Source organism: Microcoleus sp. D3_18_C4 (assembly GCF_036702355.1).
In the GTDB taxonomy this organism is placed as follows: Bacteria; Cyanobacteriota; Cyanobacteriia; order Cyanobacteriales; family Microcoleaceae; genus Microcoleus.
On sequence record NZ_JAUBTF010000013.1, the window covers coordinates 1 to 17,971 of the forward strand.

The 17,971-nt window shown below is 47.1% G+C and carries 12 protein-coding genes and 1 riboswitch; of the genes, 5 read left to right on the forward strand and 7 right to left on the reverse strand.

What is annotated here, in order from left to right; genetic code table 11:
• Window positions 1-176: 176 nt before the first annotated feature.
• Window positions 177-3,794, forward strand: coding sequence for a HEAT repeat domain-containing protein (locus QUA90_RS08930; protein ID WP_333445019.1), 3,618 nt, complete (start codon window positions 177-179; stop codon window positions 3,792-3,794).
• Window positions 3,795-3,839: 45 nt separating this feature from the next.
• Here QUA90_RS08930 and QUA90_RS08935 read toward each other — a convergent pair whose 3' ends face one another.
• A complete protein-coding gene (locus QUA90_RS08935; RefSeq protein ID WP_333445021.1) occupies window positions 3,840-3,998 on the reverse strand; it encodes a DUF4058 family protein in 159 nt (52 codons plus the stop codon).
• Window positions 3,999-4,281: 283 nt separating this feature from the next.
• Window positions 4,282-4,378, forward strand: a riboswitch (TPP riboswitch).
• 7 nt (window positions 4,379-4,385) lie between these two features.
• Between QUA90_RS08935 and thiC the strand changes: the two genes are divergently transcribed.
• Both thiC and QUA90_RS08945 read left to right on the forward strand, forming a co-directional pair.
• Window positions 4,386-5,759, forward strand: a complete 1,374-nt coding sequence (gene thiC / locus QUA90_RS08940; RefSeq protein ID WP_333084275.1) for a phosphomethylpyrimidine synthase ThiC — start codon at window positions 4,386-4,388, stop codon at window positions 5,757-5,759.
• Window positions 5,760-5,917: 158 nt separating this feature from the next.
• A complete protein-coding gene (locus QUA90_RS08945; protein ID WP_333445023.1) occupies window positions 5,918-6,136 on the forward strand; it encodes a Uma2 family endonuclease in 219 nt (72 codons plus the stop codon).
• A 145-nt stretch (window positions 6,137-6,281) separates the two neighbouring features.
• On the opposite strand, the gene QUA90_RS08950 is transcribed toward QUA90_RS08945, so the two are convergent.
• The 3 genes from QUA90_RS08950 to pyrE all read right to left on the reverse strand — a co-directional run bounded on the left by QUA90_RS08950 (window position 6,282) and on the right by pyrE (window position 9,299).
• Complete coding sequence (locus tag QUA90_RS08950; RefSeq protein WP_333445025.1) at window positions 6,282-6,950, reverse strand: hypothetical protein; 669 nt, start codon at window positions 6,948-6,950, stop codon at window positions 6,282-6,284.
• 273 nt (window positions 6,951-7,223) lie between these two features.
• Window positions 7,224-8,510, reverse strand: a complete 1,287-nt coding sequence (gene dcm / locus QUA90_RS08955; RefSeq protein WP_333330119.1) for a DNA (cytosine-5-)-methyltransferase — start codon at window positions 8,508-8,510, stop codon at window positions 7,224-7,226.
• 213 nt (window positions 8,511-8,723) lie between these two features.
• Window positions 8,724-9,299, reverse strand: a complete 576-nt coding sequence (pyrE, locus tag QUA90_RS08960) for an orotate phosphoribosyltransferase (RefSeq protein WP_333445026.1) — start codon at window positions 9,297-9,299, stop codon at window positions 8,724-8,726.
• Between the two features lie 84 nt (window positions 9,300-9,383).
• On the opposite strand from pyrE, the gene QUA90_RS08965 reads away from it, so the two are divergent.
• The gene (locus tag QUA90_RS08965; protein ID WP_333445028.1) at window positions 9,384-9,911 is read left to right on the forward strand and encodes a hypothetical protein; all 528 of its coding nucleotides are present in this window, start codon (window positions 9,384-9,386) and stop codon (window positions 9,909-9,911) included.
• A gap of 183 nt (window positions 9,912-10,094) precedes the next feature.
• Here QUA90_RS08965 and QUA90_RS08970 read toward each other — a convergent pair whose 3' ends face one another.
• The gene (locus QUA90_RS08970; protein WP_333330127.1) at window positions 10,095-10,838 is read right to left on the reverse strand and encodes a pentapeptide repeat-containing protein; all 744 of its coding nucleotides are present in this window, start codon (window positions 10,836-10,838) and stop codon (window positions 10,095-10,097) included.
• A gap of 20 nt (window positions 10,839-10,858) precedes the next feature.
• Window positions 10,859-11,503, reverse strand: coding sequence for a hypothetical protein (locus QUA90_RS08975; RefSeq protein ID WP_333084286.1), 645 nt, complete (start codon window positions 11,501-11,503; stop codon window positions 10,859-10,861).
• Window positions 11,504-11,825: 322 nt separating this feature from the next.
• Here QUA90_RS08975 and QUA90_RS08980 point away from each other — a divergent pair, with 322 nt between their 5' ends.
• A complete protein-coding gene (locus QUA90_RS08980; RefSeq protein WP_190661580.1) occupies window positions 11,826-12,149 on the forward strand; it encodes a WGxxGxxG family protein in 324 nt (107 codons plus the stop codon).
• 414 nt (window positions 12,150-12,563) lie between these two features.
• On the opposite strand, the gene QUA90_RS08985 is transcribed toward QUA90_RS08980, so the two are convergent.
• Complete coding sequence (locus QUA90_RS08985) at window positions 12,564-17,918, reverse strand: PAS domain S-box protein (protein WP_333445030.1); 5,355 nt, start codon at window positions 17,916-17,918, stop codon at window positions 12,564-12,566.
• Between the last annotated feature and the right edge of the window lie 53 nt (window positions 17,919-17,971).

Genomic DNA, 17,971 nt, shown 5'->3' on the forward strand with positions numbered 1-17,971 from the left:
AAACCTTTTAAGTGGACATACAAGGGTAAAGTCTTGGCTGTTTAATAGTCTGTGTATTTACGCCGAGCTGTACTAGTGAGTTTCAGCCCTACTTACAATCGGTTCTAGATACTTCACGGGAGGACACCAAGCGTGAGGTAAGCGATCGCTATATTCCAACGCTAGCAGAGTTACCCTTGCGGGTACAAACCGCTATATCATCTAAGCCAGACTCACAGGAACAACAAGAGGAGAGGCCAAAGCCGATCGCAGTGCTAGAAGGATTGCGAAAGTATGCCACAGATCATGTGCTGTTAGTGGGTAAACCTGGTTCGGGGAAATCGACTTCGCTGCGGCGGTTGTTGTGGGAAGAAGCAAGGCATTGTTTAGAGACGATCGAGGAGGGTAAGAGTGAGATTCCCCCTATACCTATACTAATTGAACTGCGCGGTCTTAAAGGTTCAGTGTTAGCAGCGATTCAAGAAAAGCTGAAGTGGTGGCTTTACCTTGATGAGACAACCTTGATAGCTTTCCTCCGTGATAGACGATTGTTCGTGTTCTTAGATGGGTTGAATGAATTACCTAACGAACAAGCTTGGCAAGCAGTAGATGACTTTAGACAGGTATGTGTTGATTTAAAAGTTTCTTTAATCATTACAACACGGGAACTGGGTTCAGGATTGGTTCAGGGAAATGTTAAGAAGCTGGAAATGTTACCGCTAACTGAGCTTCAGATGCAGGAGTTTGTCTACAAGCAGTTGCCGGAAACGGGTGGGGAACTGTGGCGGCAAATTCAAGGGAAGCTTCGGGAGTTGGCAGAAACGCCATTGCTACTGAAGATGTTATGTGATGTTTTTGAACCGAATAAAAAGATTCCTGAAAACCAAGGCGATTTGTTCCGCAAAGAATTTGCACGACTGTATGAGGAATTTAAACCTGAACGACTTCGGAACGTTTCGGAGGACTCGCGTCGCTTTGCGTTCGATCTATTGACCTACCTCGCCTTTAGGATGGTTCAAGGGGAGCCGCATATCGATTCCTCCAAACCTAGTGCCTCCTGGATTGCTATTCCTAAAACAGATGCAGAAAAAATACTAGCCACGTTTTTGGCAGGCGATCGCACACCAACTTTGGAGGATAGGACAAAAGCAAAAGAGTGGTTAGAAGATTTAGTAGAATGGCATTTACTCCAAGTAGCTACTGACCCAACCCAAATAGAGTTTCACCATCAACTGTTTCAGGAATATTATGCGGCGGAGCGGCTAGCGCCACAGTTGAAAAAGTTGAGTGATGAGGAATTGCAATATTACTACTTGAATTATCGAAAGTGGACGGAACCGCTAGCAATGGCGATGTCGTTTGTGGAGTCTGATGTAGAGTCTGAGGCATTAGCAGTACGGATAGTGAAACTGGCACTAGATGTTGATTTGCAATTGGGAGCAAGACTAGCTGGAGAAGTTAAGCGTGAAAATCAAGCCCGAACAGTAAATATGATTACTGATTTAGAAGTTTCAGAAAAATTTAAGGTTAGACTATTGGGCATGACAGGTTCTGATGTTGCTATTCCTTTCCTCAGCCAAGCTCTAGAAAATAATAACGATACCTTTACCAAAAATGAAGTTGCTGATTGCTTAGATAAAATTCATAGTTCTGCTTCAATTCCTCTCCTTAAGAAGATTTTAGAAAATGCTGATTTTCAACTTAAGTTAAAGGCTGCTTGTTCATTAGCTCGTTATGGTGAGGAAACGGCTATACCAATTCTTAAAGATGCTCTCAATAACAAAGAATACCATTTTAGAGCTCTTCTGGCTCTAGAGAAAATCAGTCGAGATGTTGTGATTCATGCACTAAATGAAATCTTGAGTAGAGGAGATATGGAGATGCGCCGTCAAGCGGTATCTAGTCTTCATGTTTTAATTCAGCAAAAATATGAAAATATAGTACCTCTTTTAATAAAGGCATTGGGTGATGAAGATAGAGAAATTAGGTATCAAGCAGCATATGTCTTAAAAAATAAAGGAGGAGAAGACGCTCTCGCTGCTTTAGCTAAACTATGGAAAGATGAAAACAGTTCAGTCCGAAATATTGTTTATATTACGTTTAAGGGACAAGAAAGAAAGGATTTAATATCCGAGCTGACAGAATCTCTTTTATCCGAGGATTCCGCACTTCGTAAGAAAGCCGCAGAAACTCTAGGAAGAGTGGGTACAGAATCCAAAACAGCCATTGAAGCACTCTTTAAAGTTGCCTTTGCCGATCGAGACTTTCTAGTTCGCAATAGTGCTTCAACCGCTCTGGTTCAAATCGGGAACTCAATATTAATACAGACATTATCTAAAATTTTAGAAGAAGAAGAAGTAATTGACTACAGTTCAAATCACTGTGTAGCAGTTATTACATTAATAGTGATTCGCTGTAAGGAAGCCATCCCTATATTATCTGGCGTTTTAATAGATAATAATAGAAGTCCTATACTGCGTGGATTGGCAGCTAAAGCTCTTGGTGAAATAGGCGATACATCAGTTAATAATATACTTCTGGAAATACTGAATAATAATCAAATAGATGATTATATCTCGTTTCAGATTCTTTTGGCTTTAGGAAAACTTGGTATTGAAGGCCTTGAAGGCAGGATCGCTAATTTTCTAAAGCATCCAAATTCTGATAGACGAAAAGAAGCTGTAGAAACTTTAGTAATCATTGGAACTGTTACAGCAAATGTTGGTTTAACTCAGGCTCTTGCTGACGATGAATTTTCAGTTCGTTTCACTGCTGCTTGTGCTTTGGCAAGAAACGGTGATCGAGCCGCTATCCCTGTCTTAATTGAAGCACTCAGACAGCGAAATTCTATAGGATGGGAAGATACAAAAGTATGCGAAGATGCTATAGAGTTTCTGAGTCAGATTGGAGCAATAGCTCTTATTGCTCTGAAGGAAGCTCTAAATAGTTCGGACTACCAAGTTGAACACAATGCTAAAAAGGCTATTATAAAAATAAGCAAATCTCCCAGAAAAAATTTGTTAAGCAACGACTCTGAAAGCAATGATTTTTTAACCTTTGATACTTTCCTTAATGAATTATTAGCAGAATTTAATGAGACTGATGAAGAATCAAATTTTATAGAAAGTTTTTCTTCAGATTTTGATGCGTATTTGGACTCGGTGTCTGAATTGAATAATGATGCTATCCCTGAAGATCTCTCTCTACTTTATAGCCTTTTTGTTAAAGAACAATCAAGTGATTTATTGAATTATCTCCTTAATAAAATCTTTTCAACTCAATCACGTTGCCAATTCTACAACTATGGCATCACCCGGTTGCCACCCCCTCACATAACTAAAAGCGGAGAGGGAGAATTAGAAGATTTGCTATATAATAAGTTAGACATACTTACCCAGGAGTTAAAAAAAGTGTCAGAAGAACCCAAGCGCGTCATTAAGGCTAACAACTACTTTGAAAAAGGCACTCATACTCATGCCCACAATTACGCAAACGATGAAACCTTAAAACAACAAACCATCGAACTTCGCCAATTGGTACATCAACTTCAGCAAACCCACCAACCAACCACCGAAGTCCAAGCTGCTGAAATCATTGATGTCGAATTTCGCGAAATCCAAAATACGAACCCGACTCGATGGCAAACAATCCAAAAACAACTGCAACTTTTAAAGCGCCAACTCCTTAACCCGGAAACTCACTTTAAAGCCACCAAAGCAACCATCGCTGAAGTCGCTAAACACTACCTCGAAGAAAGTGTGGTCTCCAAAGCCCTTATCACTTACCTCGACACTATGAGTGCTGACCCTGACTAAGGATAATAAATCCTGCAAATCCAGATCGCACTCCTTATCGCCATCCTACGATTCCATCAACCATCGCACCCACTGAAAATCACTCTGGCTCAACGGCGGAACAGGCTGCACTGAATAATCGATCGCCAAATCTAAAGCTGCCTCCTGATAAACTTCACCCAAAACCTCAGATAAATTCACAACAGGTTCTTCATCTCCTGACATATCTTTAACTCTATCGTCTTGAAGAAGCTTCAAAAGAAAAACAACGCACCGATCGCCTAGCAGCAAAATTGCGCGAAATGGGGATTAATCCTGATGAGGTTTAATTGTTTTTAGGTTGTTAAATGGGGTGCGATTGCCTTCGGGATAGCTGCGCTGGCGTGTACTTTTTAAACAACAGAAATATCAGAAGCCCCAAAACGGCGATCGCTCCCCTCATCTATATCTCAATATTAAGATTTCCTTAGTTGCTGCCGTCGCGCCCAGAAATCGGTGATACAATCAACAGCTTAGCTAGGGGTGCCCGAATATCCGGGCTGAGAAAACACCCTTAGAACCTGAGTCTGGGTAATACCAGCGGAGGGAAGCTGTTTATCAAGGAAATTAAATATGCGTACCGAATGGATCGCGAAGCGTCAGGGGCACACCAATGTATCTCAAATGCACTACGCCCGCCAAGGTGTAATTACTGAGGAAATGCACTTTGTTGCTAAGCGAGAGAATCTCCCGCCAGAACTTATCCGCGCCGAAGTAGCGCGGGGACGGATGATTATTCCGGCTAATATCAATCACACGAATTTAGAACCGATGGCGATCGGCATTGCCTCTAAATGCAAAGTCAATGCTAATATCGGTGCATCTCCCAACTCTTCCAATATGGAAGAAGAAGTTGACAAGCTTAAACTAGCAGTGAAATACGGCGCTGATACCGTGATGGACTTGTCCACCGGCGGCGGGAATTTGGATGAAATTCGCACTACAATTATCAAAGCTTCACCAGTGCCGATCGGTACTGTACCAATTTACCAAGCTTTAGAAAGCGTTCACGGTAATATGGAAAGTCTGACGGCGAATGACTTTCTTCACATCATTGACAAACACGCTCAACAAGGTGTTGATTACCAAACAATTCACGCCGGAATTTTGATTGAGCATTTGCCGTTGGTGAGGAATCGGATTACGGGGATTGTCTCTCGCGGCGGCGGCATTTTGGCGCGGTGGATGCTGCATCACCACAAACAAAATCCCCTCTACACTCACTTTAACGACATCATTGAAATCTTCAAAAAATACGATGTTTCGTTTAGTTTGGGAGATTCTCTGCGCCCCGGTTGCACTCACGATGCGTCGGATGAAGCTCAATTAGCTGAACTCAAAACTTTGGGACAATTAACTCGCAAAGCTTGGGAACATGACGTGCAGGTAATGGTGGAAGGGCCGGGTCACGTGCCGATGGATCAAATTGAGTTTAATGTCAAGAAACAAATGGAGGAATGTTCCGAAGCACCCTTCTATGTTTTGGGGCCGTTGGTGACAGATATTGCGCCTGGGTACGACCACATTACCTCAGCAATTGGGGCGGCGATGGCTGGTTGGTACGGTACTGCAATGCTGTGTTACGTGACGCCGAAGGAACACTTAGGATTGCCGAATGCTGAGGATGTCCGCAACGGGCTGATTGCTTACAAAATCGCGGCTCACGCTGCAGATATTGCACGGGGCCGTCCGGGTGCGCGCGATCGCGATGATGAACTCTCGAAAGCGCGTTACAATTTCGATTGGAACCGTCAATTTGAGCTGTCATTAGATCCAGAACGGGCAAAGGAATATCACGACGAAACTTTGCCAGCGGATATCTACAAAACTGCTGAATTCTGTTCAATGTGCGGGCCTAAGTTCTGTCCGATGCAGACTAAGGTTGATGCCGATGCTTTGACGGAATTAGAGAAGTTTTTGGCTAGGGAACCTGTGGCGCAAAGCTAATTGGATTAATTTGTAGGGTGGGCATTGTCCACCTTACTTAATCGTAAAGCTGTTGCGTTTTTTCTGGGGCGGGCATCCTGCTCGCCCCAAATTAGGGTGCTGATGGCGCACCTTACTTAAGGTTATATTAAAAGCAGTTTCCTAAAAGGAGAATTGCGATGTCCCTTCAATTTCAAAGACGGCTTTTCACGGTGAAAGAATATCATTTGATGGGTGAGACAGGGATTCTTTCTGAAGCTGAGCGCGTCGAACTCATTGAAGGAGAAATTATTCAAATGGCTGCTATTGGAACTCGTCACGCAACTGCTGTGAGACGACTTAACCGACTTTTTCACCGATTACCAGAAGATAGAGCTATTGTTCTGGATTACTTCTAGACCAACAGCTTCAACTACATTAATACTTACCAAGATATTTATTACCATGCTCTGCCTGGTAACGAGAAATTTTCAATTTGTAGGGTGCGTTAACGCCGTGTAACGCACCGCCAGCCTCATGCACCATTTGAGCTAAATAAAAGATTTACCTAAAGATATTAGCTTGCGCTGTTGCTTGGCACTTTGAAAGAATGCGCCGATCGTTTGAGCTAATTGTGCGAATAGGATGGAGATTGGTTAGCTGAGTATTGATTTCAACTGTTTGAACTTTTCCGGCTGAGATTGCCTTCCCGGAAAGTGTATTTCCCTGAATTTTACCAGTGAAGCACGCAAAGTCTGATCGCGGCGCGTAGATTGCACCAACCACGCGATCGTTCTGGCGCTGAAACACAATATAGTTTTGAAGAACTTGGTTGGGCTGTGGCGAATCTCCGTAGAGGTAAATACCATCTGGCAAAGCAGCAACATTAGTCTTAGATGGATTTTGTTGTGCTTGAATCGGTTGTTGCTGAACGCCAACACCAATTAGTGTTAGAGGACAAATAAAGGCTGTTGCCAGTAGTTTCCATTTCCTTTTAATAGATGCAGGTAAAATCATTACTGCTTCTCCTTGCGCGTCATCTAACATATTAAAACAGTATTCTCTAGTTAATGTCTCACTCAGGTTATAATTTCCCTCTGCTAAAATCAGCCGATTGGTAGAGATTCTGAACCTGAAAGCTTGCGCTTGTTTAGCGCCGAAAACTTTATTTTCCCTTGTGCTCCAAGTACCTGAGCTGATTTTGATAGAATTAGAGTCGGCATAGTTTCTCATGCCACCCAATAAAACACCGCTCTAAGGTTGATGCCGATGCTTTGACCAAGAATTTCTAGATGGTACCCGCCACGTGATTTATCCGTGAAATCAATCCAAAATCTAAAATCTAAAATCCTCAAGCCCCCGCATTTATCCATGGGGTAAATGCTAAAATCTAAAATCTAAAATCTAAAATCGATTGACGGAATTAGAGAAGTTTTTGGCTAAGGAACCTGTAGTGCAAAGTTAGTTGTTAGGGTGGGCGGAAACACTCCGCCCACCCTTCCCAATTCACCAGGCGCTAACTTTTTGTTTGGTAGAGCACAAAACATTCTGGATAACTTCAAGAGCAACAGCTTTAACTACATTAATACTTACACTATTACCCAGTTGATGATAAGCTTTATCATCATTAGGATGCAGAATAAAACTATCGGCAAAACCTTGTAAGCGCGCCGCCTCGCGGGGAGTCATCCTGCGGACTCGGTTATGATAGTAAACGCCTAATCTATTAGCATCACTGGCAACAATTGTTACCGAGATTTTCTGCGGATCGAGAAATTTATAGACTTCAAAGGAAAAGTTACCGGATACAGGTTTGTATTGATTGTTGTTCCGTTGCAGGTACTTTTTTGTTACCAAGGAATCCAGCATTTTACCGAGATTGGGATGAGGAAAAAAAGTAGCTATTTGCTCTTTAGTTAATAGCTTGCCATCTTGGTCAGATCCAAATTCTTTATTGCGCCTTTTCAATATAAAAAGATTCATTAATTCAATTTCGTCTAAACTGCACTCGCCTCGCAAACCCAGTTCCCAAGAATGAATCGAATTGCCACCGCGATAGTCAATTAGCCGCCTACCGTGCAAGCGACTGAAATCATTGTTAACTATTTGCTTCAATGCCTTAACAAATTCTGGCGAACAATCATATTTTGGATCGGGATTGTCTTCCAAAATATCTGCAACTGTGACAGGTTGACTTAACGGGGAAAATAACGATAGCTGTTGATGACTAGAGGAATGCGAATCTTTTGGGCCTAAGTCAGAAATTAACGCAAATTGGGGCGAAGCATTTAAAAGTCCTACTAGGTAAACTCGGACACGGTTCTGAGGTAAGCTAAAGTTAGAGCTGTTAAGCAAGAAATAATCGAAGCTGTAACCTCGGCTTTTGATTTCGCCCTTAATAGTTTCGAGGGTTCTGCCGCCGTCGTGGCTGACAAGCCCCCGCACGTTCTCGAAAATAAATGCTTGAGGTTTAAAGGTATCAATTAACCTTGCAATCTCAAAAAATAGGGTGCCTCTGGTGTCTCCAAATCCCTCTTTTTTGCCAGCATAGGAGAAAGATTGGCAGGGAAATCCCGCTAGTAAAATTTCATGTTCAGGCAGTTGGTCAATTAATCGGATGTCGCCTAAAGGTGTGTCGGCAAAGTTTTTCTGGTAAACTAATTGAGCGTCGGGATTGATTTCGCTGCTTAATACGCATTTTGTTTCCAGATTCAAGGAACGAGCGGCGGATTCAAACGCTAATCTCATGCCGCCTATTCCTGAGAATAAGTCAATAAAACGGATGGTTTTCATAGCCTTAAACTGGCTGGTTAAGATTGATATCTTGCACCATTGTTAACATGAGCCAGAGCCTCTGGATCTTCGTTACCAGGTAGAACCTGGTAACGAGAGAACCTGGTAACGAGAGACGAGAGAAACGAGAGGAGTTTTTGGGGTTGGCTTCTAGCCCAGCGCACAAGAAAGAGTTTCAAGAAATAGGATTGTCACAATTAGATGCGCGCCCGGTTATTTTTTGCTACTAATCCATTCCTTAAGATCCTGAATGGTAAAAATGGCTTGAAAATCCAATCCCGCCTCGCGATATAATTCCCCTCCACCTTGCTCTCTATCAATCAGAGACAAAATACGATCGACCTTATAACCAGCCGCCCGCAACCTTTCCACCGCCTGCATCGCCGACTTACCCGTCGTCACCACATCCTCCAAAACCGCCACATTCGTGCCCTCTGGCAACAGCGGCCCCTCAATATACGCCATTGTCCCGTGTCCCTTCGTCTCCTTTCTGACAATTAAAGCTGGTATAGGTCGATCGCCCAAAGCCGAAACCACGCTCACAGCAGTTACAATCGGGTCAGCACCCAAAGTCAAACCGCCCACAGCTTGCACATCCGGCGACAGCATCGACAACAGCAAACGTCCCGTTGCCAAAGCACCTTCAGCGTGCAGCGTCACCGGTTTACAGTTAATGTAATAAGAACTTTTCTGTCCCGAAGACAGCACAAAATCGCCTTCGCGATAGGCAAACTCGCACAACAAATCTAAAAGTCGATCGCGTAACACCTTTAAATCCGCAGCATTCATAAGTCACACCGTGTAAAAAACACAAATAATCCGCCGATAATCAGTTTATAGTGGAATCGGAATTAATTAAGGAGGCTGAAATATATGAGTCAAAAGTTAAAAAGCCTGAGCGGCGCGTTGATTCTCGCTGTCGCCTCTGCCGCACTGGCATCAGTCAAACCAGCTCAAGCACAAACAGAGCGATTTCACCCGATTGCCGACGACTTCAACCGACAATTCTTTGAAGCTTCAGGAGACTTTTACCACAACGTCAGCTTGCAAGGTTACTTGGGCGACTATTTAGGCATCGGTTCCCCCAGCGGCGTCGTTGCCTTTCCCGAAAAAGAAATCGAGCGGGATGCTAGTCGCGTCAACGGCTTCTACCGACGAGTAATGCAGCGGCAAGTTTCCAGCGACCCGATTCTGCGCGTGCCAGATGCCGTCAATCCCTTCGATGCCTCAATCATGGCACTGCCTGCAGCTTGCCAGCTAGGACCTCAACCAAGCGGCTGTTTCCCCACTCCCGCCGGACTCCAAGATCAGTTTACACTTCCAACGCAGCAGCAAAATTCACCGAGTGATCCAGGGCCCGTTAGAGGACTTTATCAAATATCGCCCCCTGGCCAAAATTAATCGATCGACAGTTGCGAGTTTTGAGCCGAGGCGGGTTTACTAAATCTCGGCTTTGTTGTATTCGAGAGAAAGCCTCAACCCGCCCCAAAAGCTGATGTTTTGGCAATCCTTTCGGTAAACCCGCAACTGGCTTTTTTTAACTATCGCCGTTATTTCACAGGACTAAATATTATCCAATATTTATCAAACAATGCTGCCATCAGGCATGATTGTTCCTTTCAAAATAGCTTCACCCAAATTAGCTCCCGCCAAGTTCGCTCCCCTGAGATTTGCGCCGGTCAAATTAGCCCCTCTCAAATCAGCTTTGCCAAGGTTTGTCCACCGGAAATCTGCCGCGCTCAACTGTGCAAAACAGAGATTTGCCCGGAAAAGATATGCTCCCGTGAAGTGAGCTTCTCCGAGGTTAGCTTTAGAGAAATTAGCTGCATAGCAATGTGCTTCAATCAATTCGGCTTGAGTGAGATTAGCTTGACTGAGATTAGCACAGTTGAGGTTCGCGCCGATCGCATTAACTCCAGACATCACCGCACCGATTAAATTCGCATCACCGAAATCGGTTTGTTGGAGATTAGCAGCGGTGAGGTCAGCCCCAATTAAATTAGCACCGCTCAAATCAGCTCCCCTGATGTCAGCCGCTTGCAGGTTGGTTCCCGTTAAATTAGCTTTAATTAAATTAGATTCCAGCAGTTGCGCTCCCGCAAGATTTGCTAAACTAAAATTAGATTCTGCCAGGTTTGCCGCAATTAATTTAGCCTTAAACAAATCTGTTTTAAAAAGGTTCGAGCGCCAAAGATGTGCACCTCTGAGATTTGCTTCCGCGAGGTTAGCTTCGCTGAGATCCGGTTCTATATTTGGGTTGAGACTTCTCCATTTAATCCAAGTGACTGCACCTTTTTTTAACAGCGCTAAATGCTGTGTATTTGCCATAATTGCATCTCCTTTAACGGCTATTCCTTGCGACCAAAAATTGCTGGATTTTCTCGACCCGTCACGCTTTCCACCGCCGCAATTGCTGCCTGGGAACCTGCTATAATATCTCGTTCTGCGCCGCCGAGGTAAAGCCGTCCGAAACTACCTACAGCCTGAACCTCTAAGATGTTAATAGATGCGCCTTTTTCTGCTTCATTAGCCGCCAGCGCTGCATAGGCCGCCGGTTCTACTTCCAAGACGTAAAGCGTTTGTCCCGCCAGCAGCAACTGTCCGCGCCGGGTGCGGTTGATTAATTGTGTTTGGTGGGCATCAATATTGCGAATAATTTGACTGGAAATCACTCGCGGTTTGATACATTCTTCTCTGCGGACTCCGATGAATTCTAGAATTGCTTTACCTGCGGCCCGCGTTTCCCCCTGTTGACTCGAGTGTACTTCCAGAAGGCCGTACAAGCGTTCGACTATCTGCACTCCTGGGCGCACGGAGGCAGATTTGAGGGCGACATCGGTAATTCGGTTAATTTCGATACCGGGCGAGATTTCTATCCACAGCGACGCATCCCCTGGCAGCGGCAAGAATCCGGCGGCGACTGTGCCGATGTATGCTGCGTGCTGTGGCTGCAAGTTGTCTAGAAATACGTAGCTGCGTAACTCTATACCCAAAAGTTTTGATCTCCGTCGATCGACTTCCAACAGTTGTCTGTGCAATATCTGAGTTTACCTTTTTTTGTAAACAACACCTTGTCTATTGTCGGGACTGCCGGAGTGCCTCATAACCGAGTGAGGTGCCAGACCCCCTATTTCTAGTACCGGAGTGCCTCCGCGAACAATATTTCATTTTGTGTGCCTGCTAAAAATTGGATATCAATCTGTAGTTATAGGTGGAACATAACCATCTTTACTGCTAGAGATGGATTTAACTTTAAAAGCCCATTGATATAGTTTTGATAGTTAAAGATTTTAGCCAACAGAGAGCATTTGAATTATGAAACGTTCTGATTTATCCAAAGCAATCGGTGCAGGTATTATAGCTGCTGGTTTAGCCCTAGCACCAGCTCATCTCCCTGCTTCAGCTCAGACAGATACAACGGGCGGTACTACTTCCGGTACTAACAGCACTACAACCACCACAACTCCTCGCTCCGATGTCTACAATGCTGAGACCGATCGCGATTTTGATTGGGGATGGTTGGGACTGCTAGGCTTGTCTGGTTTGTTGGGTTTGATTCCCCGCAAACGCGAAGAAAATGTCCGCTATACCACTACAACGAGCGATCGCGAGCCCGCTGCGCGCACTGACTACCGCTAAGAATTGAGTCTTAGTGCTGTGGGCATTATGCAGGGACAGGATGTTTTAACCTGTCCGACGATCCCGAATAATCATCAAAAAACCTCCATCGGTGAGGTTTTTTTGTTTGAGATGATGCGCGATGGAACGACGATTAAATTGGTTACATCTGACCTATTGCACCATTTTCCTGAACAGGCTTTCCGCCCGCTTCCACAAAGAGTGAATTTTCTTGTGGGCCGTTGCTCCTAGCCAGTCAATAAAATCATTATTGAGAATTGTGCAATATCTCAGATATAACCGGACTTAAAATTATTAACTTCTTCCTTTCTTCTTCCCTTCCTCCTACCCTACCCTTCGGGAACGGCTTCGCCGAACGCGTTCTTTGCGTCTTCGCGGTTCGTTAAATAAAGACTTTTCCGACACAAAAACACTTTAAATAAGGTTTTTGCCCGATCGATCGAGTACCCCCCAAATCGCCTGCACCAACTTGTCGGGATCTAAAGGCTTGGAAATGTGGCGCTGGAACCCCGCAGCCAGGGCCTGCTGATAGTCAATCTCTCCAGCATAAGCCGTGAGGGCGATCGCCGGAATCCGTCCCCCTTTGTCGGGCGCCAGAGCCCGAACCTGTCGCATCAACATATAACCGTCAGTATCGGGCATTCCAATATCGCTCAACAGCAAATCCGGCACAGACTCAGTTAAAACCGCCAAGGCATCGGCCGCGTTAGCAACTGCTGTAACACTTGCCCCACACTCCTCAAGCAGAAAAACCACTAAATCTAGCGCATCGGCCTCATCATCCACCGCTAACACATTGACACCGCTCAAATTGAAGGATTGATCCGGCGCAATCGCCGCAGGACTTGTCTGAGATTGGATCGGCATCAGAGGTATCCTGACAGTCAAGGTTGCACCTTGTCCTTCGCCGGGACTGTCAGATTTCACTGTACCGCCGTGGAGTTCGACGAGATGGCGGACGATCGCCAATCCTAAACCCAATCCGCCAAACTTGCGCGTCATCGAGCTGTCAGCTTGCCGGAAGTAGTCGAATACATAGGGAAGAAAATCAGGTTCGATACCTTTTCCCGTATCAGTTACAGTAATTTGAGCCAAGGTGTCCACCCGATCGAGAACGACTTCAATTTTGCCTCCCGGCGGGGTGAACTTGACAGCATTTGACAGCAAATTCCAGACTACCTGCTGAAGCCGGCCCGCATCGCCCAAAACCGAGCCGAGATGCGGTGCAAATTGAGTGCTGATTTGAATCGACTTAACTTCCGCGGCCAGACGCACCGTTTCAATGGCGGCGCTGATTACCCCAGCTAAATCCACAGGTGCAATATTCAAGCTAACCTTACCTTGCAGAATCCCCGACACGTCGAGCAAATCTTCGATAAGCTGGGTTTGCAGTTTGGCGTTGCGCTCGATCGTCTCTAAGGCATAACGCTGCTTTTGGGGTGTCAAAAGGTTCGATTGCAGCAGCTTCGCCCAGCCCATAATCGGGTTTAAGGGAGTCCGCAATTCGTGAGACAAAACAGCCAAAAATTCGTCTTTGACGCGGTTAGCCTGTTCTGCTTCTTCCCGCGCTGCCTTTTCCCGCGCTAGAAGGAGTTCCCGTTCCGCTTCTGCAACTTTTTGATCGGTAATATCGGTGTTGGTGCCACACCAGCGCAGCACCTGGCCTCGATCGTTGCGAATCGGCACGGCGCGGGAGAGAAACCAGCGGTACGATCCGTCTTTGCCGCGCAACGGGAAAGTATCTTCCCAGAGTTCGCCTGTTTCAATGCAGCGCCTAAATTTTGCGACAACGCGATCGACGTGTTCCGGATGGTGCACCTTTTGCCAGCCCCAGCCTAGCATTTCTTCTAGGGTGGTGCCGGTGTAGTCAAACCAGCGCTGATTATACCAGAAAATCCCCCCAGCAGCATCTGTCATCCAGGCCAACTGAGCGATGTTGTCAGCTAGAGCGCGGAACCTAGCCTCGCTTTCGTGCAGCTCATGCAGAGCTCGCGCGTGCAGGATTACCGTCCAGAGGCGAGCCACCACTTCTTGCATCAGCCAAACTTCATCGGGCCGCCAGTGCCGAACCACCCTTGATGTCACCACCAAAAGAGCCACCCAGCGGCCTTCCTGAAGGCAGGGAACATCGACCAAAGCCCGAATCGACAAGGCACCGTAGTTATCGAATAAATGCGCGGTATGAGGGTAATTAGCGATATCTGAGATGACAAGGGTTTGACCTGCCATAGAGAGAGCTTTCAGTTCTGGCGTCTTAAAGTCTGAGATTTGATAGGTGCCGACGGTGCTGGCCAGGTCGGACTGGTGCCAGTCTTGGTGGACAATTGCCCGATCGGCTTCTACATCGATTTCGTGCCAGATGCAGCGATCGACCTTTAAATATTCTCCCAGACTGTTCATCGCTTCCGACAACATTTCTGCGGGATTGATGCGCTGCCGCAAGCGGACTTCGAGCTCGGAGAGAAACTGCTCGTTGAGTTGGGCTTGTTTGCGATCGTGAATATCAGTATTCGTGCCGATCCACTCGACAATCTGGCCTCCTGCGTCGCGAATTGGCACGGCGCGGGACAAATGCCAGCGTTCCATTTGGTCTGCTGCCCGCCGGAGGCGCAGCTCAACTTGATAAACTTCTCCGCTGATTAGACATTCTTCCCAGCGGGCCCAAGATTCTGCCAAATCCGAGGGCGGGACTAGGGATTCCCAATTGCTTTGAGCGGCTTCCTCGTAAGACATGCCCAGATATTCCAACCATTGTTGTTGATTGGTAAAGCGAATTTCCCTGGCTGAGCTTACGTTCCAAATCAGGTGAGGCAACGACTCAGCCAGAAAGCGGAAGCGGCGGTCGCTTTCTGCTAAGCTTTCTTCGGCTCGTTTGCGATCGTCAATATCAATGCCGATACCAGCCCATTGCACCACCTTTCCCTTCCTGTCTTTGACGGGCACAAGTCGCGCTAGATGCCAGCGGTAATTACCATCAAACCTGCGTACCCGACACTCGAATTCGTAGGCTTCCCCTGCTGCAATCGCAGGAGTGCGCGTGCCGACAACTGCTGGCAGATCATCAGGATGAAATAATTCCAGCACCGGCGCAGGCAGCGGCAATTGTGCTGGGCTCATGCCCGTATAGGTTTTCCAGTGTTGGTTGGCAAACTCTAACCTGCCGTCGGCGGTGTTGATCCACATTAATTCCGGGACGCCATCGGCGAGGGTGCGGTAGAGATTTTCGCTGTGCCGCAGTGCTTCTTCTATTTGCCGGCGCTCGGTTTTGTCCTGCATAATTTTCAGCAAACCTTGCACCTCGCCGTCTGCGTCGCGCAGGGGCATCACCAGCCCGCTGCCCCAAAAGCGGCTGCCGTCTTTGCGGAGGTGCCAGCGCTCGTTTTCTGCCTTTCCCTCAGTCAGGGCGATGTGCATTTCTGCTTCCGGCTTTCTGGCAGCAGAGTCTTCTGGGGTGAAGATGATGCGTCCGTGCTGCCCGACGATTTCAGCTTCGGAATAGCCTAGCAATCTCTGGGCCCCTGCGTTCCAACTGGTTACCTGTCCGTCGGTGTCGAGGGTGAAGATAGCGTAGTCTTTGGCGCTGTCGAGAATCAACTGCAGGTGGGTTTCACGATCGCACAGTGCTGCTTCTGCTTGTTTGCGCTGGGTAATGTCGCTGGTGAAGCCGACTATTTTGGTTGCTTCACCTTGCTGGTTGCGGATCAAACAGCCACGCTCCGAAACATCGATCCAGCGCCCGTCTTGGTGCCGGACTCGGTACTCGATTTCATAGCGCTCCGGAATATTAAAGATTGATTGCCCCCCGGCTTGGATGCGTGCCAAATCGACGGGATGGATGCGTTCTCTCCACCACTCTGGTGTTGCCGGTGCATCCTCTGGGTAGACACCGACGATCGAGAACAGTCCCTCGGAACGGTAAACTGAGTTTGCTGCCAAATCCCACTCAAACACCATGCCGTTGATCGCCCTTGTAGCTAATTGGAAACGGTTGTAGCTTTCTTGCAAGGCGAGTTCGGCCATTTTGCGAGCGGTAATTTCCTGTACCACGATATGAATCCCGACAATCTCTCCCCCCCTGTCTCTGAGCGGCCACCAATTCTGGAGCCAAGTGCGAACGACAGTAGGTTGAGCCCTAGTTTTACCCGTGAGTTCAAAATTCCGGATCGGTTCTCCGGTGTCTAGAAGGTGGCCCAACAAAGGTTCGGCTGTGTCTGCCCAGTCGGGGACAATTTCGCGCAGGGTGCGGCCGATGTGCGCTTCGACGGCCAGGCCGTTCATTTGGGCAAACCGCTGGTTGATCCGCACGAACCGCAAATCTGTGTCTAAAACGGCCAAACCCACGGGAGTTGTTTGGTAGAGCGACTCTATCTCTAGAAGTTGACGGCGCACGGTTTGTTCGCTCTGTTGCAGCGCGAGTTCGGCCTTTTTGCGATCGGTAGCATCAAATAATACTCCGATAAACCGCACTGCTTCGCCTGCCTCGTCGTAGAGATAGCGGCCGAACGCGCTCAACCAGCGGATTTCTCGTGTGTCTGCCCGGATGATGCGGTATTCGGGGGAGTAGAGCGATCGGGTTTGCCGAGCTGTTTCTATTGCCTGTAGGACTTGCTTTAAGTCGTCTGGATGCACGCAGTTTTTCCACAAAGCCGCGCTTGCTTCGCCACCCGGTAGCGGTTCGCAGCCCAAAATGCTGAAATGGGTCGCCGACCAAATTAGTCGATTTGTTCGCACGTCTAAATCCCAGGTTGCCATGCCTGAGCCTTCGATGGCGACGCTCAAACGTTCTTCGCTTTGTTTCAAGGCAATTTCAGTTTGTTTGCGATCCGTGATATCTGTCACGGAACCCACAGCCCGCAGGGGATTGCCTGACTCGTCCCAAATTGCTCGCCCTCTGGCTAAAACCCATTTGTAGCGGCCGTCGGGACAGCGAACGCGGTACTCGCAGCAGTAATGTGAGGTTTCTCGATTTAAGTGCTGCTGCCAATTGCTTTGCATCATCTCCAAATCATCGGGATGAATGTAGCTCAAATATTGGCTGAAGTTTTTGACTTCTTCGGGCCGACGTTCCAAAATCTCTAAACACCGATCGCTCAGAATCTGGCAATTTGTTTGCAGGTTCTGATCCCAAATGCCGTCGTTGTTGCCCTGCAAGGCTAGCTGCCAGCGTTCTTCGCTTTCTCGCAAAGCTTCTTTGGTTTGATGGGCGCGATCGATTTGTACGGCGGCAACGGCAAAGTCTGCTAGGGCGATGGCGATCTGCAAGTCTTCGGCATCGAATTGCCGATCGGCATCGTGAGATACAATCCATATTGCCCCCAGCGGTTGATTTTCGGCTTGCAGCGGCACGACTAACGCTTCGGCGATCGGCAATTCTAGCTGCTGTAAGTCGGTAAAATATTGTTCGGGAGCGAAGTAAAGCTGAGGAGTTTGGCGATTGAGCGGGGTTCCCGACAAACGCAATTTGCGGGGTGTGTTTGTATCTTCTGCTGCTTCCCACGCGCCCGCCAATGCCTCCCACCGAAAGATTTGTTCGGAACGGGCATTTTCTTCTAGTAAGCAGACTCCGACACTTCCTGCGCCGCACAAATCTTTCGCGATCGCCACAAGTGTTTTGAGCAGCCTGTGGGGTGAGGTTGCCAATTGTCGGGCAAGCGTTTGCATCGCTCGGTTTTCTGCTTTGTGATCGTGCGATCGAGGAATGCGGCGCGACAGTTCCTCGGCGATCGGAATGTCGGTTAAATTAGTTTGTGGGGTTGGCCAAGCTTCCATCAATTAGTGGTATCTATGTCTTTCGGTCTGAGCTGGCGAGCGTACATCAGCGC